Annotated in this window: 27 protein-coding genes; 14 read left to right on the top strand and 13 right to left on the bottom strand. The window is 41.5% G+C overall.

The window, feature by feature from the left end; translation table 11 throughout:
• Positions 1 to 312 precede the first annotated feature (312 nt).
• Positions 313 to 3,015, top strand: coding sequence for a bifunctional acetaldehyde-CoA/alcohol dehydrogenase (adhE, locus tag MTR11_RS20205; RefSeq protein WP_046874521.1), 2,703 nt, complete (start codon positions 313 to 315; stop codon positions 3,013 to 3,015).
• A 141-nt stretch (positions 3,016 to 3,156) separates the two neighbouring features.
• On the opposite strand, the gene MTR11_RS20210 is transcribed toward adhE, so the two are convergent.
• The 3 genes from MTR11_RS20210 to sodB form a co-directional block, all read right to left on the bottom strand.
• Entirely contained in the window at positions 3,157 to 3,840 is a 684-nt protein-coding gene (locus MTR11_RS20210; protein ID WP_046874522.1) for an SDR family oxidoreductase, read from the bottom strand.
• Positions 3,841 to 4,031: 191 nt separating this feature from the next.
• On the bottom strand, positions 4,032 to 4,535 hold the full coding sequence (locus MTR11_RS20215; protein WP_005396531.1) for a VC2046/SO_2500 family protein: 504 nt from the start codon (positions 4,533 to 4,535) through the stop codon (positions 4,032 to 4,034).
• Positions 4,536 to 4,691: 156 nt separating this feature from the next.
• Positions 4,692 to 5,276: a superoxide dismutase [Fe] gene (sodB, locus tag MTR11_RS20220; protein ID WP_005396533.1), complete on the bottom strand. Its 585-nt coding sequence runs from the start codon at positions 5,274 to 5,276 to the stop codon at positions 4,692 to 4,694.
• 285 nt (positions 5,277 to 5,561) lie between these two features.
• On the opposite strand from sodB, the gene MTR11_RS20225 reads away from it, so the two are divergent.
• Positions 5,562 to 5,897, top strand: a complete 336-nt coding sequence (locus tag MTR11_RS20225) for a Grx4 family monothiol glutaredoxin (protein ID WP_017635833.1) — start codon at positions 5,562 to 5,564, stop codon at positions 5,895 to 5,897.
• Between the two features lie 357 nt (positions 5,898 to 6,254).
• Entirely contained in the window at positions 6,255 to 6,839 is a 585-nt protein-coding gene (locus MTR11_RS20230; RefSeq protein WP_243328271.1) for a hypothetical protein, read from the top strand.
• A 96-nt stretch (positions 6,840 to 6,935) separates the two neighbouring features.
• On the opposite strand, the gene MTR11_RS20235 is transcribed toward MTR11_RS20230, so the two are convergent.
• The gene (locus MTR11_RS20235; protein WP_243328272.1) at positions 6,936 to 7,955 is read right to left on the bottom strand and encodes a tyrosine-type recombinase/integrase; all 1,020 of its coding nucleotides are present in this window, start codon (positions 7,953 to 7,955) and stop codon (positions 6,936 to 6,938) included.
• Positions 7,956 to 8,664: 709 nt separating this feature from the next.
• Here MTR11_RS20235 and MTR11_RS20240 point away from each other — a divergent pair.
• On the top strand, positions 8,665 to 9,150 hold the full coding sequence (locus MTR11_RS20240) for a hypothetical protein (protein ID WP_243328273.1): 486 nt from the start codon (positions 8,665 to 8,667) through the stop codon (positions 9,148 to 9,150).
• A 195-nt stretch (positions 9,151 to 9,345) separates the two neighbouring features.
• On the top strand, positions 9,346 to 10,623 hold the full coding sequence (locus MTR11_RS20245; protein ID WP_243328274.1) for an N-6 DNA methylase: 1,278 nt from the start codon (positions 9,346 to 9,348) through the stop codon (positions 10,621 to 10,623).
• A 33-nt stretch (positions 10,624 to 10,656) separates the two neighbouring features.
• On the opposite strand, the gene MTR11_RS20250 is transcribed toward MTR11_RS20245, so the two are convergent.
• From MTR11_RS20250 to MTR11_RS20265, 4 genes are all read right to left on the bottom strand, one after another.
• Positions 10,657 to 11,415 (bottom strand): MAE_28990/MAE_18760 family HEPN-like nuclease, encoded by a 759-nt coding sequence (locus MTR11_RS20250; RefSeq protein WP_243328275.1) that lies wholly within the window; start codon positions 11,413 to 11,415, stop codon positions 10,657 to 10,659.
• Positions 11,416 to 12,513 (bottom strand): DUF262 domain-containing protein, encoded by a 1,098-nt coding sequence (locus tag MTR11_RS20255; protein WP_243328276.1) that lies wholly within the window; start codon positions 12,511 to 12,513, stop codon positions 11,416 to 11,418. It lies immediately after the preceding gene.
• 118 nt (positions 12,514 to 12,631) lie between these two features.
• A complete protein-coding gene (locus MTR11_RS20260) occupies positions 12,632 to 13,468 on the bottom strand; it encodes a hypothetical protein (protein ID WP_243328277.1) in 837 nt (278 codons plus the stop codon).
• A gap of 29 nt (positions 13,469 to 13,497) precedes the next feature.
• Positions 13,498 to 14,160 carry a helix-turn-helix domain-containing protein gene (locus MTR11_RS20265; protein ID WP_140133635.1) on the bottom strand — a complete coding sequence of 221 codons (663 nt, stop codon included), beginning with the start codon at positions 14,158 to 14,160 and terminating at the stop codon, positions 13,498 to 13,500.
• Positions 14,161 to 14,315: 155 nt separating this feature from the next.
• Here MTR11_RS20265 and MTR11_RS20270 point away from each other — a divergent pair, with 155 nt between their 5' ends.
• From MTR11_RS20270 to MTR11_RS20305, 8 genes are all read left to right on the top strand, one after another.
• A complete protein-coding gene (locus tag MTR11_RS20270) occupies positions 14,316 to 14,528 on the top strand; it encodes a hypothetical protein (RefSeq protein ID WP_017821157.1) in 213 nt (70 codons plus the stop codon).
• Between the two features lie 110 nt (positions 14,529 to 14,638).
• Entirely contained in the window at positions 14,639 to 15,178 is a 540-nt protein-coding gene (locus tag MTR11_RS20275) for a phage regulatory CII family protein (RefSeq protein WP_243328278.1), read from the top strand.
• A gap of 9 nt (positions 15,179 to 15,187) precedes the next feature.
• The gene (locus MTR11_RS20280; protein ID WP_243328279.1) at positions 15,188 to 15,523 is read left to right on the top strand and encodes a hypothetical protein; all 336 of its coding nucleotides are present in this window, start codon (positions 15,188 to 15,190) and stop codon (positions 15,521 to 15,523) included.
• A gap of 62 nt (positions 15,524 to 15,585) precedes the next feature.
• Positions 15,586 to 15,888 (top strand): hypothetical protein, encoded by a 303-nt coding sequence (locus tag MTR11_RS20285; protein WP_243328280.1) that lies wholly within the window; start codon positions 15,586 to 15,588, stop codon positions 15,886 to 15,888.
• Complete coding sequence (locus MTR11_RS20290) at positions 15,870 to 16,097, top strand: hypothetical protein (protein WP_054701607.1); 228 nt, start codon at positions 15,870 to 15,872, stop codon at positions 16,095 to 16,097. The genes MTR11_RS20285 and MTR11_RS20290 overlap by 19 nt, the downstream gene beginning before the upstream one ends.
• A 54-nt stretch (positions 16,098 to 16,151) precedes the next feature.
• Complete coding sequence (locus tag MTR11_RS20295; protein ID WP_243328281.1) at positions 16,152 to 18,257, top strand: hypothetical protein; 2,106 nt, start codon at positions 16,152 to 16,154, stop codon at positions 18,255 to 18,257.
• A gap of 142 nt (positions 18,258 to 18,399) precedes the next feature.
• Complete coding sequence (locus MTR11_RS20300; RefSeq protein WP_048625808.1) at positions 18,400 to 19,131, top strand: AHH domain-containing protein; 732 nt, start codon at positions 18,400 to 18,402, stop codon at positions 19,129 to 19,131.
• Positions 19,131 to 19,706 carry a hypothetical protein gene (locus MTR11_RS20305; RefSeq protein ID WP_048625807.1) on the top strand — a complete coding sequence of 192 codons (576 nt, stop codon included), beginning with the start codon at positions 19,131 to 19,133 and terminating at the stop codon, positions 19,704 to 19,706. Before MTR11_RS20300 ends, MTR11_RS20305 begins: the two co-directional genes overlap by 1 nt.
• Before the next feature lie 81 nt (positions 19,707 to 19,787).
• Here MTR11_RS20305 and MTR11_RS20310 read toward each other — a convergent pair whose 3' ends face one another.
• The gene (locus MTR11_RS20310) at positions 19,788 to 20,225 is read right to left on the bottom strand and encodes a hypothetical protein (protein ID WP_053306657.1); all 438 of its coding nucleotides are present in this window, start codon (positions 20,223 to 20,225) and stop codon (positions 19,788 to 19,790) included.
• Between the two features lie 95 nt (positions 20,226 to 20,320).
• Positions 20,321 to 21,139, bottom strand: a complete 819-nt coding sequence (locus MTR11_RS20315) for a hypothetical protein (RefSeq protein WP_243328282.1) — start codon at positions 21,137 to 21,139, stop codon at positions 20,321 to 20,323.
• Between the two features lie 523 nt (positions 21,140 to 21,662).
• Here MTR11_RS20315 and MTR11_RS20320 point away from each other — a divergent pair.
• Positions 21,663 to 21,941, top strand: a complete 279-nt coding sequence (locus MTR11_RS20320; RefSeq protein ID WP_017821166.1) for a hypothetical protein — start codon at positions 21,663 to 21,665, stop codon at positions 21,939 to 21,941.
• On the opposite strand, the gene MTR11_RS20325 is transcribed toward MTR11_RS20320, so the two are convergent.
• The 3 genes from MTR11_RS20325 to MTR11_RS20335 all read right to left on the bottom strand — a co-directional run bounded on the left by MTR11_RS20325 (position 21,936) and on the right by MTR11_RS20335 (position 25,068).
• On the bottom strand, positions 21,936 to 22,187 hold the full coding sequence (locus MTR11_RS20325) for an ogr/Delta-like zinc finger family protein (protein ID WP_080773762.1): 252 nt from the start codon (positions 22,185 to 22,187) through the stop codon (positions 21,936 to 21,938). The two genes, MTR11_RS20320 and MTR11_RS20325, sit on opposite strands and share 6 nt — an antisense overlap.
• Before the next feature lie 65 nt (positions 22,188 to 22,252).
• Positions 22,253 to 23,284: a phage portal protein gene (locus MTR11_RS20330; RefSeq protein ID WP_243328283.1), complete on the bottom strand. Its 1,032-nt coding sequence runs from the start codon at positions 23,282 to 23,284 to the stop codon at positions 22,253 to 22,255.
• Complete coding sequence (locus MTR11_RS20335) at positions 23,281 to 25,068, bottom strand: terminase large subunit domain-containing protein (protein ID WP_243328284.1); 1,788 nt, start codon at positions 25,066 to 25,068, stop codon at positions 23,281 to 23,283. Before MTR11_RS20335 ends, MTR11_RS20330 begins: the two co-directional genes overlap by 4 nt.
• Between the last annotated feature and the right edge of the window lie 165 nt (positions 25,069 to 25,233).

A 25,233-nucleotide genomic window follows, 5' to 3' on the forward strand; every position in this document is an offset into this window, starting at 1 on the left:
TTTTACAGGTTGTTGTAGTTTCTTTTATTTATTTGTCTATTTGCTTCTTTTTTGTTCAATAAAAATTGAAGATTAATTTATTTGTTTATCAGTGAGTTATGTCGTTTTAGTGTGATGGAGCACCACTTTGGTGGTATTTAGGTCGTGAGAACTGATCCAAGTCAATTTTTTTCACACTCTGAAATATTATACTCAGTCCTGAAAGCAATTTACTAAGACGTTTGTTTTCTAAGTGACTGATAAACAGTAAAAACGATAAGTAATAGCCTTAGTAAAAAGTTTTTAATATTTGTTAATTTTAGGAGATTCCCTATGCCTGTAACTAATATGGCTGAACTAGATGCAATGGTCGCTCGCGTTAAGAAAGCGCAAGAAGAGTTCGCTACTTACTCTCAAGAGCAAGTAGACAAAATCTTCCGTGCAGCGTCTCTTGCAGCTAACCAAGCTCGTATCCCTCTAGCGCAACAAGCGGTAGAAGAATCTGGTATGGGTATTGTTGAAGATAAAGTAATCAAGAACCACTTCGCTTCTGAGTTTATCTACAACAAATACAAAGACGAACAAACGTGTGGCATCCTAGAAGAGGATGACAACCTAGGCACTATGACTATCGCTGAGCCTGTAGGTATCATCTGCGGTATCGTACCAACAACTAACCCAACATCTACAGCGATCTTCAAATCTCTAATCTCTCTGAAGACTCGTAACGGTATTATCTTCTCACCACACCCACGTGCGAAAAACTCGACCAACGACGCAGCGAAACTTGTTTTAGATGCAGCGGTAGCAGCAGGTGCACCAAAAGACATCATCGGTTGGATCGACCAGCCTTCAGTTGAGCTATCAAACGCTCTAATGAAACACGATGACATCGCTCTTATCCTTGCAACTGGTGGCCCAGGCATGGTTAAAGCAGCTTACTCTTCTGGTAAACCAGCAATCGGTGTAGGTGCAGGTAACGTTCCTGTTGTTATCGACGAAACTGCTGACATCAAACGTGCAGTGGCTTCTATCCTGATGTCTAAGACTTTCGACAACGGCGTAGTATGTGCTTCTGAGCAGGCTGCAATCGTAGTTGACGAAGTTTACGACGAAGTGAAAGAGCGTTTTGCTTCTCACAAAGCTTACGTACTAAGCAAAGCAGAAGCGGAAAAAGTTCGTAAAGTACTGCTTATCGATGGCGCGCTAAACGCGAAAATCGTAGGCCAACCAGCAGCAGCAATCGCTGAAATGGCAGGCGTTAAAGTTCCAGCAGATACTAAAGTTCTTGTTGGTGAAGGTCTGGGTAAAGTTTCTTACGATGACGCATTTGCTCACGAGAAATTATCTCCAACTCTAGGTCTATTCCGTGCTGACAACTTCGAAGACGCGGTTGCTCAAGCGGTAACTATGGTTGAGATCGGTGGTATCGGCCACACATCTGGTCTTTACACTAACCAAGATACTAACGCTGACCGTATCCGTTACTTCGGTGACAAGATGAAGACAGCTCGTATCCTAATCAACATCCCGACTACTCACGGTGGTATCGGTGACTTGTACAACTTCAACGTTGCGCCTTCTCTAACTCTAGGTTGTGGTTCATGGGGTGGTAACTCTATCTCTGAGAACGTAGGTCCTAAACACCTAATCAACAAGAAAACTGTAGCGAAGCGAGCTGAAAACATGTTGTGGCATAAACTACCTAAGTCAATCTACTTCCGTCGTGGTAGCCTTCCAATTGCTCTAGGCGACCTAGAAGGTAAGAAGCGCGCATTCTTAGTAACTGACCGTTTCCTATTCAACAACGGTTACGCAGATGACGTAGTAAGCCTACTTAAAGCTCAAGGCATGGAAGTTCAAACATTCTTCGATGTTGAAGCTGACCCAACGCTTTCTGTAGTAGAGAAAGGTGCGGCTCAAATGGCTAGTTACCAACCAGACGTTATCCTAGCGCTAGGTGGTGGTTCACCAATGGATGCTGCGAAGATCATGTGGGTAATGTACGAGCACCCAGAAACTCACTTCGAAGAACTAGCAATGCGCTTTATGGACATCCGTAAACGTATTTACAAGTTCCCTAAAATGGGTCAAAAAGCTGAGCTTGTATGTATCACTACAACTTCAGGTACTGGTTCAGAAGTTACACCATTTGCGGTTGTTACTGACGACAAGACTGGTGCTAAATACCCACTAGCTGACTACGAAATCACGCCAAACATGGCTATCGTTGATGCTAACCTAGTGATGAACATGCCTAAGTCTCTAACAGCATTTGGTGGTTACGATGCAGTAACTCACGCTCTAGAAGCTTACGTATCTGTTCTTGCGAACGAATACTCAGATGGTCAGGCTCTACAAGCACTTAAGATGCTAAAAGAATACTTACCTTCAAGCTACGCGAACGGCGCTAACGACCCAATCGCTCGTGAGAAAGTACACAACGCCGCAACTATCGCTGGTGTGGCATTTGCTAACGCATTCCTAGGTGTTTGTCACTCAATGGCGCACAAACTAGGTGCTGAGTTCCACATTCCACATGGCCTAGCAAACGCACTACTTATCTCTAACGTTGTACGTTACAACGCGAACGATAACCCAACTAAACAAACAGCGTTCTCTCAATACGACCGCCCACAAGCACGTCGTCGTTACGCTGAAGTTGCTGACCACTTAGGTCTAAGCCAAGCTGGTGACCGTACTGCTCAGAAAATTGAACGTCTACTAGCATGGTTGGATGAGCTAAAAGTGAACCTAGACATCCCAATGTCTATCCAAGCGGCAGGCGTAGCTGAAGCAGACTTTATCGCGAAACTTGATGAGCTAGCAGTTGAAGCGTTCGATGACCAATGTACTGGTGCGAACCCTCGCTACCCACTAATTAGCGAACTTAAAGATGTGTTAATGGCTTCTTACTACGGTAAAGCATTCGTTGAAGGTGAAACTTTCGAAGGTACAACAGTTATCAAGAAGAAAGCGGACCAAGAAGCAGCGAAAGCGGCGCCTAAAGCAAAGAAAGAAAAAGCTGACGCGTAATTAAGAGTCGTGTGAGTAAGGTTTTCGCTAGCACGAAACCTTAACCGGGAAAAAGTAAAGCCCCAGTCATTTGACTGGGGCTTTTTTTGTTGAAAGAGTTGAGTAATAGCGATCCGTTTACGCAACAAACACGTTGTCCATTCATACTTCTGTAGCAACCACTCTGCCACTAAAATACTCATTTGATACGATATATGCGGTATTGCGAACCAGTTCATCTTGGATCTCTGCCCAGTGCCTTTCGTTAAGTTCTTCTCTTGTATGGTTTACCGAAGGAATGACGCCACCCACCCGAATATTAAATGGAGTGAGCTCTTTTGCCCAACTGTGAGTAAAACCTGACACCAAAGCAGCCATGCTTTCGACTCCCGTTAAATCTTCATGGCTGTCATGGGAAATGACGTTAACAATTACCCCTTTCTTATTTCTAGCGCGAAATCGTTCGGCTCCCACCTGGCCATAGGTGTAGAGGAAACGTGCTGCAGAAGACAAGTGATCAATGTAAGTACTCATAGGTTCGGGAGCCATCAAGCCTGGCATGGGAGAGCTCGTCCAGCAGTTGACTATTACGTCTGGTGTCGCACGCAGCTGCGATTCTATTTGATCAAACAGTAAGTTAATGGACGTTGTGTTATCACTGCACACATTCATCGCATAGACTTTATCTGTGAAGGCACTAATCTGCTCATAGCTCGCTTTTAGAGCGCTAGAGTTTTGGTCACAAAGAATCAACGTCGCTCCAAGGTGAGCAAAGTGACTAGCACAAGTCCTTCCTATAACAGAACCTGCAGACGTGACGAGAATAATTGATTCTTTAATATCCATAACACCTTCACTGTATCCCTGTGTGAAAAAAATACACCAGTGGTTTGTGCTATTAGCATGGTTGAAATTAGAAAGGCTCAGTGTGAAAGACTTCAAACTAACGCTTTTGGATGAGGACTATTGTGCGGTAATTTGTAAGGCGTCACATTTCTGACTGTGGATACTGCAAGCTGTTGGTTGAACAATGATCTCTATACTTGCAGTTGAATTTGATACTGACGTTGAGCCGTCACTAGTTGATTGTATAGCCCTGCATCTGGGATGAGGTTTTTGTTGCGCTCGCCCAATTTACGTCGCTCATGACCGGATAGGTTGTGATAAACGTCTTCAGGAAGATTAAACGTATCTTCCGGCAAGTAGGTCAGGGCGTCTGGTTTCAAGTAGTGACTCAGTTTCGCTGAGGGTAGACCTGCACCGTGGAATTGTTTTGCTTGTTGTGCTGCTAGCTCATAGCTGCTGCTATCAGAACGAAGAGCTTGAGGCGTTGACAATTCAAGTTGTTGGCGGAGTATATCATCGCTAGTGGCTACTTCTTTGATTTCCTCTACAGGTACAACGTCGCGTACATCGTTAGAAAACATCGACAAAATCAGTGCAAAATCGGCACGACGTCCTTCGTGGACTGCATGGTTGATACCATTGCCGAACTGAAGTTCGTTAATAATTGCCGCTTTGTCTAAAGTATGAATTTGCATGATGTTCCTCGCTCGATGCCATTTTAACGGCGTGTCTGAGAAGAACTTTAGGAAAAAGAAGAGATTAAATTGGAGTTTTAAGCGAAAAATAAAAAGCTCGCTGGTTCAGCGAGCTTTTAAAATAAGACTAAATTGAACTTAGGGGGGGAAGTAAAATTACTTCGCTAGGTTCTCAGCTACGAAGTCCCAGTTTACAAGTGCCCAGAAGCCGTTCATGTAGTCAGGACGTACGTTGCGGTAATCAATGTAGTATGCGTGTTCCCACAGGTCAACAGTTAGAAGTGGTGTTGTACCTTCTTCTGTTAGAGGAGTAGCAGCGTTAGAAGTGTTAACGATCTCTAGAGAGCCGTCAGCTTTCTTAACAAGCCAAGTCCATGAAGAACCGAAGTTGTTGATTGCTGAATCAGTAAACTTCGCTTTGAATTCTTCGAAAGAACCGAATGCTGCGTTGATTGCGTCAGCAACTGCGCCAGTTGGTTCGCCGCCCGCGTTTGGAGCAAGACAGTGCCAGTAGAACGTGTGGTTCCAGATTTGCGCTGCGTTGTTGAATACGCCACCAGTAGAAGTCTTGATGATCTCTTCTAGAGTTTTGCCTTCGAACTCAGTGCCAGGGATAAGACCATTTAGCTTAACAACGTATGTGTTGTGGTGCTTACCGTGGTGGTAGTCTAGAGTCTCTGCTGAGATGTGTGGTTCTAGTGCGTCTTTCGCGTAAGGAAGAGCTGGTAGTTCAAATGCCATTACTCGATTCTCCATTGATTTGAAAGGATGACCTTTCGATTGCTTCCAGTGTTTTTTTATAGCTATGTAGCCTTTAAGGCTGACTTGCTAAGTATTTTAGCAAGTTTTTACTTTATTAAAACCCCGATATGAAAATATTTTAAGGGGTTAGCGGCTGTGAAGTGCTGAATTGTTCGCCATCAAGCAACCTGAATTTAAGCCTTATTAATTATATGGTTTTTATTCTGTCGTTATTGAGTAGAATGTGGCAAATAAACAAAGTTCAAACCCATGAATGAGGAAGCGATGGAAACTATCGACAAAATCAAACAGCAGATCTCTGAAAACTCAATCCTGCTGTACATGAAAGGATCACCGAAACTGCCAAGCTGTGGTTTCTCTTCTCAAGCGTCACAGGCTCTAATGGCATGTGGTGAGAAGTTCGCTTACGTAGACATTCTGCAAAACCCAGATATCCGTGCTGAGCTACCAAAGTACGCACAATGGCCAACATTCCCTCAACTATGGGTTGAAGGCGAGCTTATCGGCGGTTGCGACATCATTCTAGAAATGTTCCAAAAAGGTGAACTTCAGCCTCTAATCAAAGAAGCTGCAGCGCGCGCTGAAGATCAAGCTGAGTAATTCGTAAATACTCACATTTAGCGATAGAATACGAAGGAGCCGTACTGGCTCCTTTTTCTTTTTAGGTTAGTGGAATGAACATAAAGCTTTATTATGTTCCAATAACTTGCCTAACCTTCCTAATCGTTGCTATCCCTTGCTATATATAGAGTGTGAATAACTCATTAATCCGAAGGTGACCTATGAATAACGAAGTAAGCTGACCTTTGTCGCCACTTTGTCGCCATTTGTGTGGATTGTTAGTGTAGCGTTGCTAGGCTGGCTATGGCTTTAACTTATAACTATATAAAGACAGACTATCAAGAGGCGTAACGTTTAATGGTGTCGTTCAGTAAGTGTGATTAACTAGGAAGGTACATGAGATATTGGTTAAGAATGAAAAACAGCAATAATAGAGCATCGTTTTACGATTGGTGCAAAATATTATTCCCAGTTATCAGTGCTGCCATGGTAGCAGCAACAGGCGCATACTATACATACCAATCTGCGTTTAATAATACTGCGAAAGATTATGTAAAAATAGGTGTGGATATTCTTACTTCATCAGATGATAAGTATGATGCAGAAATTAAGCAGTGGGCAGCTCAGTTAGTAGATCACTACTCCCCTGTAAAATGGGGGGATGTTGTAGAGTCCAAAATCATTTCAGGCTTTGCTTTGAAGTCAAAAGAACCGGGAATATTTGCCTCAGAGTTTGAAAAAAACCTTTCAAAGAAGTTTAGTTCTTATGAATTGAATTGGGAACAAAGTGGTAATTTCGGGTATAAGGTGGAAGTAGAAGAATCCGATGGAGAAGAGTGGGTTCTATTCAATGCTCTATCTACAGCAAATAATAGCATTAATATCTTAGTACCTAAAGGAACCAAAATTCGTTGGCGTGTTGTTACTTATGCATTGAATGGAAGTGACGAGAAAACAACTAGATGGAAGTATATTAAGTAGTGGTGCTGGTATGAATTAAGCTCGTCGAAGAATAAGTTCAACTCCTTACAAACAAGAAAGCGACAAATCCGTCTGATGCTTTAGGACAATCGCTAGTTAACTTAATGTATTGAGAGGATTAAACTTAACCGCATCACTTAGATGGTTTGGTGAAAAATGAGCGTAAATCATCGTGTGATCGATATGTTGATGGCCGAGGATTTCCTTTAATACAAGAATGTTACCTCCATTGGTCATAAAGTGACTCGCGAAAGTATGACGTAAAACGTGAGTCGCTTGTCCTTCTGGTAAATGGGGTAGAGCTTTAGTCAACCATTTATACGCTACGCCGTAACCGCAGGTGAAAAGGCGGTCATTGGTTGGTTTATAGATTTGGTTATACAACTCTTCAGAAATCGGTACCGTTCTATTGCGTTTGCCTTTGGTGTTGCTGTAAGTAATACGGTATTTCGTCAGGTTGGAACCCTTCAGGTAAATCGCTTCCCTGATACGCGCACCAGTCGCTAGGCAAACTTTATATATCTTCGTTAACTCATCGCCAACCGGGCTTTGCTGCGTTATTTCGAACAGGTGACGAATTTCCTGTTCGGTCAGGAACGCCAGTTCGGATTCCGGCTTTTTGATTGCCTCAATACCATCAACTGGGTTCGGTAATTGCCACTCACCAAGCTTGATTAACTTGTTGAACATTGCTTTAAGCAAACCAAAGTCCACGTTGTTTGAAGAGATGGAAAGCTCTTTATGTTCTTGCCCTCTGCCTTTGTTGAAACGACTTGAACGATATATAGCGAGTTGTTTCGCGTTAAGCTGCGAACCGATAGGGTTACCTAAATCTAAAACCATGCTTTCTAGGCGAAGACGTGTATGTTCACCGGACTTTAGGTTTTTGCCATGAAGTCTAAACCACAATTCGACTAAATCAGATAATCGGCGGTGGTCAGGTTTCGAACCAAGCCATGGCTTGTCATCCACCTCTTTCATTAAGTGCAGTTCAAACGCAGTAGCTTCACCTTTGGTCGCGAAGCGTTTACGGACTCGTTTACCAACTCGGCCTTGCGGGTAGCACTCACAAAGCCAAGGTTTTTTACTGCCGTCTTTAAGGTTTCGGATAGACATAGCTGAATAAAATTACTGTTTTTATATACAGTAACTGTGTTGGGTGAATTTCTCAATGTTTATGTTGATGGAGAACGAACAAGAATGACAATAATATTGTTGGTACTATCTACAGTGATTACAGTTGCTGCAATGGTTTGGCAGGAAGTGCGGTTAAATAACTGCGTGATCTATCAACTGATAGCGATGATTCCCTTCAATACAAGAATGTTTCCGCCAATCGTAATTAAGTGGCTCGCGAAGGTATGACGTAAAACGTGAGTTGCTTGCTCTTCTAGTTAATAAAGAAGGGGTTTAGTCTGCCATTTTTATACTAAACTGTAACCGAAAGTGAATCTTAGTGCATCCAAAAGACTCTTGCAGCAAGCCGGCTTATGGATATGCACTATGTGGCGAATGGTCGACTTTTTTGATTGTTAACCTATTGATTATCAATTGAAAGTACCATATTAAAAAATGCATCTTAGATGTATAGAAGTGCCTTAATGTCGTTTAATCAGCGTTATAGATTACAAGGGTGTTTGTGGCTGTAAGATATTGTCTTTTATTTGGAGTAGGGTGGGGGCTTAATGCCCTCACAAGCTAAGCTTTATGCTTACTTGTAATAAATTGCTTAAGAGTAATTCCAGTGTTGAAGTGACAAGTGATGGTTTGAGCATTGTATGATTCTTGCCTAAGCAAAGCGTAGTGCTCAGGAGAGTTTGAGACTATGAAACCTATAGTTATAAAAGACAGAAGCTTAGATGGTTACATCTTCCTTATGGGTTGTAAGTATTATCGTGCCGCGCACTATATTCCAGAATCAGACCGGGGAGCTCCGTACTACACGAATTTGTCTTTCGCAATTGAATTGTTTATCAAGTGTTTCGATGTAACTACCGAACGCCATTTTAAACCAGAGCCCCCATACCCCCTTATAAAATGGGAGCAAAAGATTCACGCCCGTACTCGAGGTCATTCCCTTCTAGAAATGTTTAAAAGATTGCCTGAGCCGCTGAAAACCAAAATTAACATACAGTATTGCGATCTGTATGGTTTAACGTTTGTCGATGAGTTAGGTTGTATTGAAAATGTGTTCGTAGAGTGGCGTTATGTTTTTGAAAAACAAGAAGCCACCTTATCTCTAACGTCATTGGAAAGAGCGGCAGATTTTTTAAAAGAGTTCATCGAACAACACATGCTAAGTACGACCTAAACTTTAGCGGGCTAAAATACTAGATATCTAGCCTAAAACTGCATGTTCCAGTATCCTAACCCTATGTTTTTCCTGCAGAAAAACAAACGATGGAATAAAAAATAATCCATTTATATCAGTGTCTTATGTTTTTTAATTATAGGATTGGAATTTTCTATGTGATATATTTAAGAAAATAACTTCTGCAGATCTAAAATGAATCAACTTAACTCCCATAACCTATCCCTTCGTGACTACCTTGAGCTAGATGATAACTCAAGGGATTCCGATGCTTTACGCGAAATGGTGGACTTAGACCTAATCGACGCTGTTTTGAGAAAGTGCTTAACGATAGAAGATATGCGAGAGGCTGGGAGTTTTTTCACGGGTTCAACTTTAGCTAAAACAGCTTTGGATCGCTTTACTATTCCGGTCAACAGTGAAGCTGTGGTGTTAGATCCTACATGTGGTGCAGGGAATTTACTCATCGTTTGTTCGCGCGAGCTTGAAGTGAAGGCAACGTTATCTGCAACGCTTGAAATTTGGGGCAAGGTGCTTTGGGGTTTTGATATCCACGAGTCCTTTATTGAAGCTACAAAATTAAGATTAATCGTGGAGGCTCTTTATCGAGGAGCCCGCAAAGACTGCAGCATAGAACATGCATTTAATTTGCTAAATCATATTTTGTGCAAGGATGCTATGTTAGTTGAAGCTGACGAACTTAAGCAAGTTACGCATGTTATCATGAACCCTCCATTTTCTGACTGGGCTTCACCACGAGACAACTATTGGAAAAAAGGAAAAGTTAACGCTGCTGGAGTTATCTTTGACAAGTACTTGCGAATTCTACCTAAAGGTTGCCTCGTTAGCGCTATTTTGCCTGATGTACTTCGCTCTGGCTCTAGATATGAAGGCTTCAGAAACTTTGTGGATAGTAAGCTAGTTGCTTACTGTGAGATTTGGGGGCGTTTTAACACCAAGACTGATGTCGATGTTTTTTTATTGATTGGTTCGATTTCAGAGTTAAGTACAAGTGAAATACAGTGGCATGAAGAGTTAACAGAATACCTCAAGTTATCTGATAAATATGATGTTCGTATTGGTCCTTTAGTTGCGTACCGTGATCCTGAAGAAGGAAATGAATACCCGTACTTTCATCCTAAAAACTGTCCGACCTGGGGAAGAATAGACAGCAAAGATGTTAAAGAGAGGAGAAGGTTCGAAGGTACTGTGTGTAATCCACCTTTTGTGGTGATTAAGCGCACGTCTAGTCCATCGGATCGGTTCAGAGCTGCTGCAACGGTAATAAATACGAAAGAGCTGACAGCAGTAGAAAATCATATGATTGTTGTAACCCCAAAAAGTGGAAATTTACGGGATTGCACATCTTTGTTAAAGATACTTAAATCATCGAAAACTAATAACTTCTTAAATGATAGAGCTCGAATGAGGCATTTGACAGTTGGAGTTATAAAGGATCTTCCAATAGAGTAGTTCTATGAACTACTCTATATTCAATTATCAGTTTTAATTAAAGAGTTGTTCCATCTTTATTTTTAAAGTAGTCGTGCTTTCGCCATTCCTAGCCTCAACCTTATTTTTATTTTTGATGAGATAAAGCTCATTTTCAGCAAAAAAAGTTATTTCTTCTTGGATATGCTCCATAATCAAAAGAGCAAAGTCTCTAAGTTGATGAATGTCATCTAAGTCTAAAGAGAATTCTGTAGAGTTCTCATCTATTTTACTACCATGACTTATGACATTTCTTTGATTTAGAAGGATTTCGTCTATATATTTTTCCTTTCCTTCTATCATGGATATATCACTTATGCCTATAATTTTACAAAAATTATTTAGAGTCTTTAGATTAAGATTATCATGAGTATTAATGAAATCTTTATTTTTCTCATCCCTTATAACTGCTGGAACCTTGAATTTTTTACTTCCGGGGTTGTCAAACTTATGGATTAAATCGATTTCTTTACTTAAGGTTAAATTAGATCCCTGCTTTAGAATATCACCTATCATCCCTTTTAATGAAATGGCTTTGAAACTTTCGCAGAGTTCACTTAGTTTTATATTCTTATCGGAGATATGAATTAAATATTGTTTACATGCATTTTTTATATAACCTTCCCAGTGAGAGTATATAAGTAATATCATAGCCTTAGATTTAAGCTCATCATTAACGTTTTCCATGAAACTGAGCTTAGTTAATTCGGTTTTTCGCCAACCTAAATCGTCATCTAAGTGATCAAGTAGCTTATCTAAAGTTAAGTTATGCATTTATGAAAAAAAATCTCTAGCTATATCAGTTGACTCTTGGAAACGTTTTATTGCTCGAGTTCCTCTACCCAGAACTTTCTGAATTGCTTCATCGCGATAAAGATTCTTGATTTTTTCTTTCAATTCATCATTGCCCATCTGTTCGATTATGTCGATGTTTGACGATATTCCGACTGTAAGCATTTCGAAAGCTGAAATGTTGAACCCACCTCGAAACTTACCTTCATCTATGTTAAATTTCTTAAATGAATCAGTTCCCAAACAGTTTTTTAATTTATCAAATGTTTTCTTAAAATCAATTTCGAATGCAGTTCTGTCTGCATTGTTAATCAATCGTATCGTTTCTTTATCTAAGAAGTCACTAATTATAATTTTATTTATTGAATTGTGTTCTTCGTAGTTAACACTATTATGATAACCGATAAACATTCTGAGGATATATTCCATGTGTACTTCTTTGTCATACTCTTCAGGCTTAAGTTTTATACAGTCTTTGTAGTTTGGATACTCTTTTAGATCATTAATTAAATCAAAGAAATTAGGGTCAACCATAAGAATTAAGCAGTTTCTAACTTCTTGATCGGATAATGGTGTACCACCTGTATTGAGTCTTTGGAAAAGTTCGTACTGGGCTTCATCACTATCCTGAGTCAGGATAATGCTCAGTTTTAATTTGGACCTCTTCATCAAACGTTGAACTTCAGTGGGGATTGTAGCCCAAGTTTGTTCTTCTAAAGACGGAATATATTTGCAAGAGCTAAAGGTTAACGGCTCATACCCTTGTAATACGCCTGCTGCTTGAAGAATCGTTGATAATCGTTGAACTCCATCAACAACATGCCATGTTCCATCGGCCTTCTGTGCGACAAATATTTCTGGAATTGGAATACCAATTAAGATGGACTCTATAAGTTTGGTTTTTTGTTCATCTTCCCAGCGAAATAGGCGTTGAAAGGCTGGGTCTAGTATAATATCCCCATCACGGTATAGGTTTATTAACTCGCCAATCGACATTGGATAGCCGTCAGTTTTAATTGATTGCTTGGCATCATTTATTTCACTAATGATTTTGCCTTGTGTTTCTTTTAATTTAGACATACGGTTCTCTTAATATTCAATATTGGTGGCTACAAATTTATTTCTGTATCCAATTTTAAGTTAGTGCTCAAAGCAACTAATTACCTCAAAAGGTTATAAAGTAACAGGTCATCTATCTCTAAACAAACGCCTCGCCAGTCTCTACGCTGCAAATACCAGTGATTCGGTCTGCTCTGAACGTGCGAATGGAGTTTCTCATCAAACAGAAAGCTTTGACGTATGTATCGCCACTGGCGTTTTGCTCAATTTTTCTCAAAACAATCTCGCGGTCAGATACTTTCCCTGCGGAATCTTTGTAGCTCATGAAATACTGAGCATCCAATTCCAGCTCATTAAGAAACGATAAGTTGGACGACGTTGCGACATTGATTCGCTTTCCGGATTTAGGAGCTGGCTTCTTCTTATTCTTAGGTTTTTGGTTGGCTTGTTCGCGTTCCTCGAACCCATCACAGAAATCGGTTAGAAGGGCGAAGAGATGAAGAGCTTCATCGTTGTCGAGTACTTTGTCTTCTAAGTAAAGTTCAACTGTTGCTGCCAGCTCTTTGGTTTTAGGGTCTTCTTTCGATTCAGGGTAACGCTTAAACCATGCGCGAAGCTTCTTTGATTCTTCTAAATCAACAACGTCATCTTCTAGAATCTTATTGGCTAGGTTGTAGAGCGCTTTTTCTCTGCGTGGTGTTAGTATTTCAACTTCAGAGCTTTCAGACGTGATTGATTTTTGAGGTGCTACTTTTGTAGTAGGCGTTGGTGAAACCTTTCTGCTAGGTGTTACCGCGACCTTTTCGTAATCAATACCAAGTCGTTTGCAGAAGTCTTTTTGTTGTTCGACGTCGTAACCTTTGCTATTAACATACTCCCGAAATTTTTCGGGGTCTCTCATCGCTTTTTTAGACGACTGAACGAAATAAACACCTATTGCAATAATTGCTACTAAACCTAAGCCAATGAATTCCATTGTGTTCTCCTAGACAACCAATTTAATAATTATTCTTTTCTTAATGTCACCGCCACGCGGCCAATTACTTTTATATCTTGTTCTGATACTTCAACCGTCGAGTTGCCAAACACGACTGCTAATTTGTTTGGTAATCGTTGAATGTGGTTGATGGACAGACGCCCATTCATATCAATCAAATACTCGCCACTCACTGCATCGTTCTGTTTTTTATCTACCAGAAAGCGGCCTTCGTTCGTTTCGATTTCAATGGTGTTGCTGGCTTCTAAATCCCAAGAGTTAAACATGCGTTGTGCATATGGAATCTCTCCAGTTGGCACAAGCTGGCCGTTCGTGAGGCAGAAGCTCTTAATTGCGACGATGGCTAACTGAGGGTTCTGTAACTCAGGACTAGATGAAGTCACCTCTGCTTCAGGCGCTTTTTTATTGCCCCAGAAAGAGTGGTGTAGTTCGGTCTCAGGGTAGTCATTGGGAAGAATCAGCTCTTTAACTGGGATGCCTGTACGTAAATGAGTTCTAACAACCAGTTCGTGTGAGTTTCTGTTGTGTGAGTTCCAAGTACTAAAAGTGGTTTTAGGTACACCGTATATATGCGCCAGTTCTCCAAGAGAATTCACACCATTGATTTCTTTTAGTTTGTCAGTGAATGCCTCGCCTTTGATGTAATCAAAAATAGCCAATTCTGCACTCATAATCGTTCACCATTATGTGATTGATTTCAATTTTTTGTACGAAAATACGTTGACCGTACGAAAAATAGGATCAATACTAAACTTGTTTTCGGATGTCACGCCGACCAAAGCAAGAGACAACCGAAGAAGATAGACATAAATACAAGGATATCACCATGTTAACGTACAAGATACCTCCACTAAGTCCATATGTGACTTACGAAGAATACTCTCGCCTTACTGGTTTACCTATGGGCACCATCAAACAATACGTGACTGAAGGTCGCGTCATCATCAAGCCCAAAGACAAACGCCGCGATAAACCACTGATTAACATGGTTGCTATGCACGAAATGGCGGCACGTGAAGCCATTGCTGCACTTGGGTAAGTAATGGGCCTTTGCTCTCTTGTTCTAGCTAAAACGCACAGCCTAATGTGGCTAAATGTGTTTACGTTGGTTGTCATTCTCGTACCGCCTTTCATGTAAGAGTGTGGATCATGGACTCAAATATCGCTATGTGCGGATTCCGCGAACGCAAACAGCAATCTTTTAACGCTGCATGTTGCGACTTCGCCATCAATCACAATATGGAAAAGCTGGCTCCACGCATTGGCCTGACTGGGAGAATGCTGCGTAACAAGCTAAACCCAGAACAGCCTCACAAACTGGACCCTGTGGATTTGGCATTGCTGAGTAAAGAATCCGGCGATTACACCATTGTGAACACACTCTTTGCTGATCTAGGTGTCGTGACGGTTCAGTTACCTCAAGACGGGGAAGATAAGAACCTTTTAGAGCGCACGTTACTTAACAACCAATATTCAGGTGAGCTGTCTAGCGATGCAATGCACATGTGCAGCGCAGACCGTTTACCCCGCAGTCAAAAGCGCAAAACCATTGCCAAGGTTCAAGCGGCCATCGGCAACTTAGTTTTGTTCGTCAACGATTTAGAAAACCGCACCACCGGCTTTCAGCCACTCATACAAATGGGCACAGATTTCCTCGCCAACGGTGCGCCACTTCCGGGCTTAGCCTAAGGAGAGCCAATGAGTCAGTTAGCTATTCAACAGGAACAACAAAAGCAAATACCCAACGCCAACGAGAGCATTGCCGCTTGTAAAGCTTTGTTCAATGGTTCCGCTACACGCGGCAAGTTGAAGCAGTTGTGGAACGCGATGCCACCACGCTTTCGCGGTATGGTTTTAGTCGCCGGTGATCTGAAAGCCTCGGAGCATGTGCGAGAGTTTGAAAGCTTCAATGATTTGGAGCTTCAAAAAATCCGTAACGGCATGCAACAGATTAAAGAAATCGCGACGTTGTTCGATCGCAATCTTGGTGACGTTCGACGCCTCAAGAATTACCAATTCAGTAGTACCCATTAATTCTCCAAGCCTTTGCTCCTGTAATAGGGGGCTTTTTTCGTCTTAGCGTAGGAGCATAAAAGATGAATCTAAATGAAGTTGCAAACAAACTAACTATCCAAACAACCATCAATAGTCTGTTCGCTTTGGCGTTGGATAGCTCAGACGTCATAAGTATTCGTATCGAGTACTCATCAAAAATGAGCCTTCTCAACGTGATTGTGTTCGACGAAAACACAACGAATCACGCTCACAACGTTGTGTTGATTGATAAAGAGCGTGCGCTTGAAGAACTACTGAACATTGAAGATTACCTGATTGAACGCGTTGCCGTTCGTCGCGATGAGAAAGAACTGGAGCCAGTCTTATGCAATATGCCGCAATAATGCTTTGTCCAGCTGGCGGTGTTATCCGCCATGAAGAAACTCAAGAAGTTGCCAATGTAATAGTTGGTGATTTCGACTCATTAGACCAAGCCATCGAACAAGCGTGTGTTTCCCTTGGTTGTACTCATCTAAGCAAAGGTGTATTGAGCAAAGGCAACATGAAAGGTGGTTTCATGCTAGTGACTACTCAGGAATTGGAGGCGGTATGACGCACCAAAAGTTTACCGTTTTCTCAGTAGGTAAGGACAAACTACGGATAGATTATGAATCAGTCTGATCTTCTATATATCGGCGGGGCAGTGATGCCCCTGGACCGAATCAAAAATAATGACGCCAGCTATAATGCTGGTTTTTTAGGTTCCAAAATTTACTCAGACCAAGAACAAGCACTTCTAGATAGTGGAATGGTCAAAAAAATAGCGATATATGACCGCGTTCCCAACCGAAAGTCCAAGCGCGAACGAGATCTTCAAGAGCGAACTGACTTTTATAAATCTGTAAATTATCTCTCGGAATACGACCGCGAAGCGGCGGCGAGAATCGCCGAAGAGTATAGGCTAGTCAAAGGGCGCAAAAGTCCGACAGAGAAATTTCGCCACAGAAAAGACAAGCAAATTAAGCAATTGATGAGTCTGAGCAAGTCTCTACGCCCTAAAAGTATCATCAGCAATGCCGACGCCAACTTCAGCCATGATGCTTTGTATGAAACGAACGAGCGCTCCAAACCTGCCATTCTCAATCAGAATGGAAAACGAGGACAAGGCGAACCTAAAAAGATTCCTATTTCAATGCAGCTAATGCACCGGTCTTGGAATGAAACTTATAAGTTTCAGGCGGTAACCGAAACGCCATCTAGTGCTGCGCCTTCGGAAAACAGTGGTGAGAGATTCTCGGAAAAGTTGACGTCCCGTTCTGTTTCTAAAATCTTTGAGGCTGGGGCTTACACTGCAGCTTGCCATGGTGGTTTCTCTACTTTTCTCACGCTGACTTTCACCAAGGCACAACGAATGGCCATATTCGGTGGAATGTTGGATGGAAGTGAGTGTGTCAGCATGGGGTCGCATCATCCAATAATCTATAAGCGCAACATGGTGACAGTACATCCTAAGCGTGGTGAAAAGAAAGTTGACCAACCAATCACGGATATTGGTGGAGAATACTGGCTGTTTCCAACCTTAGATAGTAAGCGTGTTAAAGCTATGAACCAGGGCAGTGTCATAGCCGGGCCGTATTGCGATCTTAAACAAAAGCCCAAGCAAGAGTTCTCGATGGAAAAAACCTTAGAGACAACGATAGGTAAAGAAGTCTCTCGTTTTCTTGATGGCGCAAAGAAAATGTATCAACGCGGCTGGGTTGCGGATCATACCATCCAAGTTGACAAAGATAGTGGACGAAAGTACTGCGACTTATCCCAGGAGAAGGTTGCTAAACATTCTCAACCCAGCGATGTTGGGCCGACTAACTTACCTGCTGATTTCCATTACATATGGGTAGCCGAGTGTCCAGCCAATGAAGATGGAGAGCCTAATCCACACGTTCATATTTTGCTACGTTGGACAGTACCAGAGCATCTCTTTAGTCCTTGGGCCAAGCGACTTGAAAAGATATGGGGGCATGGGTTTGCGAAATTAGAGCGAATCAAAAAGCCAAAAGCCGCCGGTTCTTACATTATCAAAGCAGTCGGTTATGCCGCTAAAGGTGAAAATGCTGACCAAGGGCTAATCAAGGGAAATCGATACAATATCGCGAAGTGCTCAAGAGCTCCTGCCTGGGAAACTCTTGCTTCGTTTGAAGCTGGCAATATGACCGCAATAATTAAGGAGTTAGGCTACAAACTTGAGCAATGGAAAAAGCCAATTAAGCGGCAAATCCGCAAGCTACGAAATGCCAAAGAGCAAACCATCAAGGCCAAAGCGATCGCCAAAAAGCAGCAGAAATCTGAGGAATATCAGAACAAGCTTTATCAGAGAATCATCCGTTTGGAAAAGCAGGCCGAAAAGCTGAGTCAGAACTTACATAGCAGGGGAGTGCACGTGAATACGAGCAATCGCTTCTGCATTACGTTTGAAGGAGAACTGGCTAAGGATAAAGTAGACAAGTTTATGGTTTGGGCTGCTGGTGCAAGAGGGTGGTCATTGAATTGTAGAGATCTGGACCTGAGCGATATAAAACAAGACGCGAGCCACTTCTATCAATCTGAATATCAGCGATTTAAAGAGAATCAGTCCTATTGGCAATCACTATTACATGAACCTGTACCACATATGGAAGTTGATGAAAGTGAGCTTTCTTATTGGTATAGCATTACGGCAGATTATCTCGAAGGGCGGCTTTTTCCAGTGTGTCAATGGGTCAATGTGAACTCATAGTACAGTTCCTAAAATATGCAAGTTAATGCAAACCTGAAATATTTTATATGACCGAGTTCTAGAATAACGTGTTGATAATTCGCTCGCTTCTACTCTAAGTGATATCCAATCACATTTTAAAACAATGACTAGGTTGGCAGCCATGAAGAATAGTTTGAGTCGTGTTGGGAAAAAATCTAATCGTCCTAGTAACCCAACAGCAGCAGAGTTAGCTTTTGATCGTTTTGACCAATTAGTGACGGACTTTTACGATAAGTATCGTAAGTCTCCGCCAGCAGGAGAAACTAAAGAGCAAAAAACAAAAAGGTTTTTCCATGAACAGAGAGATTATGACTTCTTGAAGCTTAAAAGAAGAGAGCTTATAGCTCATGCGCAAGTTAGAGACCTTGAAGAGAAGCTTAAGAGCTACACAGATAAGAACTTAAATAAGAAACCGTCGGAACTATTGTCAGAGAAGCACCACCCGACTAAAAAGCTTGCGAATAATCTAACAGCTGCAGGAGAGCCTCAACCTACCTTAAGCCATGAAGCTCACCATATCATACCTGGTAAAGGGCGACATCGTCAGGCTGATATAGAAACAGCAAGAATCAATATGCATATGCACAGGATAGGTATTAATGCTCCCCAAAATGGTGTTTGGTTGATGAATTATGCTAAAAACGTAGAGCTAAACTGGGAAAGCCCTGACTCTCCAGCGCATCGTTCAATACATACTTATAACTATGAATCTTGGATCGCGTCAAAATTTTCATTAACCCCCCTTAATAAGCAGCTTTTTGAAGCCTCTCTCCTTCAAGTAAAAAACCATTTGAAAAAAGGAACATACCCTAAGACCATACTTGAAAGTAAAAATGAGGACTGGAGAGGTTAATGACGGTTTATAAAATTTTCGACTGTCACAATGAATATAAAATCGTGAGCACTACGCCTAGTTCTGTAGCTAGGCAGTTAGGTGACATAGATTTAATAGAAAAAATCGTTGTGCAGCCATTAGAAAACTTTTCTTTAAAAAGTATATGGGGTGAAGTAGATATTGAGTTTGAAGATGTTCTCAAGAAAGACTCATTACTTCCTGATATCAGTTTATGGTTACGGGTTTTCTTAGTGCTTTCCCCTAAAGCTTATGCATCTTTAAAAGAGCCATTGAGCAAAGTAGGCGAGTTCTTATCGATTCGCTATAAAGGAGAGGAATGGTACCTGTATACACCATTGGAGTTTGGGCAAGAAGATGAAGATAAGTGCGTCCAAAAAATTGAATATGGCAGCTTAGCAGGTGTAGAGGTGTTAGTATTTAATGAAAGCGACGTTGCAGAAAAGGTTGTTTTTAAGTCAAAGATGCTAGGAGCGAGCTTTCTGTATTGTACTGAACATTTTAAGAGTTTGTGCGAACAAAATGAGCTAGGTGGCGTTGTATTCTCATCTAATCTGACAGATCCATTCAGTTAACAGCAGTTACATAATATAAGTAGAATTACGAAAATGAGAGTGGGGCCATTTTAGAGCGCTCTTTTGGGAGAGCTTTAGTCTCTACTTCATCCAATAATTTAGTACAACTACGCATGTATTATCAGTAGCAACCGTCATTTCATCATTTGGTTTGTTGTTTTCGCTTGTGCAGATCGGAATTATATAAACCAAAGAGTTTTTTGTTGGGTGTTGTGATTGCCCAAACTTGACGATGTGTCCTCCAAGAGCATTTTGAGGGCACATTGCACCCGTAGCACTTCTGTGCCCTGGGTCTATGCCACACTTGTCTCGGTATAGGGCTATCCAAGACTTATTATCCACTTTGGGGTCCTTAGTTGATCCAATTACGTTTAAAAACTTCTGCCCTTTGTTCCAAGTAGCTGTACTGTTAAAAGTTGACTTAATGACGATATCACTAGGTTGCTGAGTTATGGCTTCTGGTGAACTGCAGCCAACCAAAGTTAGTACACTTATTAATACACTTAATAAAGTTTTCATTTACACAAATTCCTTTATAAAAGTAGTTGGAGCTTTAGTTTTAAGAAGCCCACGTGATGTGGGCTTCTTATCAGTAATACATAGTAAAACTAGGATTATCTATCTTCTAGACAGAGTGCTCTTATAGTGCTGCCTTCTTTCACTGGGGTTGTCATATCTTTAATCCAGTCCTCAACGGTGACTTTATACTCTTTGGCAAAAAGCTCTTTAACCGAGTCCCAGTTGGATGGTGACAAAGAATACATCGCTTGCGACAGTTCGTATTTAGAGTGGAAAGTAATTGTGCCTTTATGTTCTTCAACTGAAATTTGGAAAGTGCTGCAATATAGACAAAACTCAACATTGCCCGAAGAGTCAACTTGTAAAAGATTTTGAGCAAAATTAGATAGCTTCTGTGTCTTACTAGAATAAGATAATGCTGCGCGAACTAGATTTTTCACAGAGTCGACTATCTGCTCTTTATCTCCTTGTTCGATACCCTGAAAACCATCAACAAAGGAGTTTATTAAGTCATCTGCATTGTGACTTTTTTGTTCGATCTCTGTTGTATTGGCCCATTCTAAAGTCACAAAAGGCATTGAGCTTATGTTCTGAGTAAACTCTATGAAGTGTGCTTTGTTACCTTTGCCCTCAGGATCTAAAGGATTGTATTGAGCCTTCGTTCGGCACATGTTAACGGCTGTCTGCATACCGTCAAACACGCTCTGTGGAGCAGTACCTGGTGTTGATGCTTTTTCAGCTTGGGCTCTGTAGTCACCAACAGCCTCTGAATTAGCAGGGTTTTCTATCAGGCTATCGCTTTCTAACATAGCCAGAGATTTAGGCCTCATAAAAATAGTTTGCGGCAACAAAATGTTCTCCGCACTATTGATGTACTCTAGCCAAGTATTAGTTCTTTCTAATAGATTAGACATTTCCATATTTCCTATCGTTAGGTGAATATCAAGACAACCCGCTAGCTGGAGAACTAATACTTCAAACTGCACCCCAACAATTTGGGTATGCAAACAGGTTCGTATTGAGTTGGAGATTAATCCATTAGTAGTTTTATTTTTGTGGTTATTTTTTGCACAAGAGTGATCTGGTTATCATTGTTTTGTTATTGTCGCATGCTCGTTTCACTGCATTGGTGATTAATGCCGCATTTTTATCACGAATATGCTTAAAATTTTGTTTGAACATGAGTACTGACGTCAGTACGAGTGCTGTAATTCTTATTACTGAAAAAGATATTTAAGAATCAGAAATCTATACTGCAGCATTTCATATGCTAAATTTAAGCCAATTTTTTAGTCAGCTATTGAGTGTGCTAATAGAGCTATTTTGACGCTGGTCGATGATGATTTTTTCTGGTTTTGATTAAAGCTTTGCATATGCCTATTGATACAAAGTTTTTTAATGAGTGAATTGTATCTAAAAACCACTGTGGAAAACTGTATGGATATACAGTATATTTCACTGATGATTGGTAAGGGTGTTGATATGTCGAATAAAAATCAAAACGATATCTTGTTGTCTGCTTTAGAAATCGTCATTGATGGTGTGGCTAATAGTGAGGCAACAGAGAGGACTAGAGCGGCAGGTGCATATATTGCTGGCTTAATACTGGCTGATACAAAAGGGCAGTTGGACTCCGAAAAACAAAAAGCCATCTTGAGCATTGTCGAGATGGCTTCTGAAGTAGATAGCACGGCGTTTATACAAGATTCACTATAGTATCGAGAGTTGATGTTTGAGCTGTTGTCGTGCCTCTGGCGGCAACGCCTTACATAAATCAAAAGCCATTTGACTAGTTGTTTTTGCCGATGGGCTTAAAGTATGACTATAAGACAAGTTCATCACAAAACTATGCCCGCATTCTGGGTCACTACAACTGCAATATAAATCGGCATGACTATTGGATAGTCGATTGGATTTTTGAATTCGGCTTTTACAACCACACTCCGGACACAATACTCTCATACAAGCACCTAACTTATTGACTGACCAAATAATGATACGTCAAAGGGCTGTGTTTTTGTACAGGTTTATGGGCTTTCTCCAAACGTAGTATCAAATTTTAAATGTAGATTTTTGATATTTTTTATCTCGGGATCGTTGTTAACTTCATCCATAATTAGTTCGCATACGGGGATGATTTCGTCTTTGGCATACTCACTGCCAATTTTGACGGGGTCACCCAGATTAGTCGTTCCCTGGGGAATGATTCCTGCTTTTCCTATAGGGAAGCGATGCCCTACGAGAATGTCTTGCGCAGTGATGTTTTTGATTCGCTCAAATTCATCTTTTGTTGCTATATCGCCCACCGGGATTAGCTGAATCCCTTTTTCTGCACCGCCTGGAATATTAACAAACATACTTCTAAAGTTACCCACCCCTTTGGAGCTCGCGATTTTTTCCTTCAGCATTTGTTCGTCGTCATCACTAAGGTTTGGATCCGTGGCGTAAAAAATGAATCCCATGTGTGCACCGTTCTTGTAATAGCGACGACGAAATAGCGTTGCATCACGGTTTAGTAAGCTACTTTGTAAACTACCTAGATAGTCAGGTAGTCCATAAACTTGCTGCTGCAGATCTTCTTGAGGCAAAAAAATGATTTCATTCTCTTTGTATACTCGTTGCTTGTTGTCTCGCTCTAGCAAAACGAAGTCCCCATTTTTACGTCTACGTAGATACATGGTCGGTAGAGGAAACAAGCGCACAACACGTTTGAAGTGGTCGCGGATTTTTAAAAATGCGGCATCACCAAACGTGAAGTAGTTATTACAAAAAGATTGAATCTGCCGACGTCTTGAACCGCCACCTGAAATAAAACGGGCAGCAACATAATTTGCTCGAGCTTTAAGTAAAGACCCGTGATAGGCGTTTGCACGTGAAGTTTCTGCTAAGCCTTGGCGTGAGATTGGAGGCTCCCAGTAACCATCAGTGTCGTTATAGAAAAGCTCGGAATATGAAGTCATCCAACTGGTTGAGTCAATTGCCTCAGGCGTTGAGTCAATGTGATAAACAGATTCCGCATGTTGCTCCTGTTGTACTAGTTTGTCTTTTTGATTGATCATGCTGCAGTCGCCCAGGTTGATTTAGTTGGTGTGTTGTGGTCTAGCGGTTCATTGATAATGGCGTGTGAAATGGCCCAAAACGCATCGGCGTGGCCTGTTGTTTCGCTTCGTTCTGCTTTAAAGGTCATCGCGTTACCGCTATTGGTCGGCACTCGTTTAATCGCCATAAATGCCATCGCAATGTCTTTGTGTTCGGCATCAAACTGCAGTCGTTTTGCTTCTACGATATCGATCATCTTCATTACTAGGCGATTCTTGTTTTCGTTGCTGTAATGTATGGCGTGGGCCTCACGAGGGTGCTTTTTCTTAATTAAGTCCCAAACACCGCCACCAATGCCTGTAGTATCAACGCCTATGTAAGTGACTTTGTAGCGTTGAAATACCTTTTCAATTTCACTCACGTGGTATTGGAAGTTAAGCCCTTTCCAGTAGTGCTTCTCTAAGACACGAAACTTTTCACCTTCAACTGCCGGTGGAGCTATTACTACTAAGCAAGCATTGTCTCGCGTTCGGCTAGGGTCATAACCCAGCCATACTTCACGCCCGGCAAACGGTGATTTTGTTTTCGGCTTGAAGTCCTGCCAGTGGGCAGAGTCAATCATGCCTTTTTCGAGGTCAGAGAATTTGAATACAGACAAAGAGCCGTCGACGAAGATACACATAAACAGGTTATCGAAATCGTCTTTACTGTATTCGTCCTTCAGCTCTTCAATATCAAATAGTTCACAGCCGCCTGCTGCAGCGTCTTCAATAGTGACGACATATCGCCACTGCTTATCAGGGCAAAGTACACCACCATCGCGATATTCATCGAACGTTGGAAACTCAATTTTGGCGCGTGAGTCTCTGCCTTTTCTCCATTGGTCGCCCGTCCAAAACGGATATGCCTGGTGCATTTTCGATGATGGTGTCGAAAAGTAGGTTTTACGCCATTTTTTATGGGTAGCCATTGCCGAAGCGAGTTTGTTTAGTTCGTCAAACTTCGGTATCCAGAAATACTCATCAACATAAACATGGCCGTGGTAACTTTGCGCGGTTTTGCTATTGGTAGATAAAAAACGAAGTTCAGCACCATTGGAGAGAATGATCGGGTTTCCAGTTAGCTCTATGTCTAAGAACTCTTTTGCAATAGCAATGATGTAGCTGCGGAAAACTTCCGCTTGAGCTCGTGATGCTGACAAAAAGATCTGGTTATCGCCGGTCAGAATCGCATCTTCTAACGCTTCACCACTGAAGTAGTAAGTTGCGCCAATCTGGCGGGACTTAAGAATGTTTCGAATACGCTGTTTTATGTTGTTGCGCATTACATGCTGATAGGCAAACAGGGAGTCATGCCATGTGACAAAGTCATCTTCACTCAGTTCGCTGATGTCATTCTTTTTACTTTTACGTTTCTTGGTAGATTTTGAATTACTGCTAGATTTCTGGCTGTTACGGCTATTTGTACCGTCGTGCTTTTTATTCCCTGTATTTAAAGGTTGCTCACCTTGCTGCTTTTCTTGTGCCCTTTGTTTCTTTAATGCAGCGTGATGCTTGATAAGCCGATCGAGCATGTCTAGTTGGTTTTTACTGGGGTCAACAAGTTCAAGCAGTGTTTGAATTCGATTTGCTATCGCTTCATCAATGGTTTGTTCACGCAACATATCGCGCCAACCGAATTTGTCTGCCCAGTAATAAATGATGCGCTCATTATTCAGGTTCAGTTCGGTAGCGATTTCACGTGGCGTCCAAGCTTTCAAATAGAGTGCTCGGGCGGCTTGTCGTATTTCGGGAGAATATGCCATAAGCGCATCATACGCGCCGAAAACTTGCAGATGACTAAGCAAAGTTCGGATGAATTCGGATAGTAAATGTATCCGAATTACAAGGAACTGAAGTAGCTGAAACGACACATTCAAAGGCGTATTGTTTGCTCGAACCGATATGTGATTGACAAGTTTGAGTACAAA

The sequence above is a fragment of the Vibrio sp. CCB-PB317 genome (genome assembly GCF_022808245.1).
Lineage (GTDB): Bacteria > Pseudomonadota > Gammaproteobacteria > Enterobacterales > Vibrionaceae > Vibrio > Vibrio diabolicus.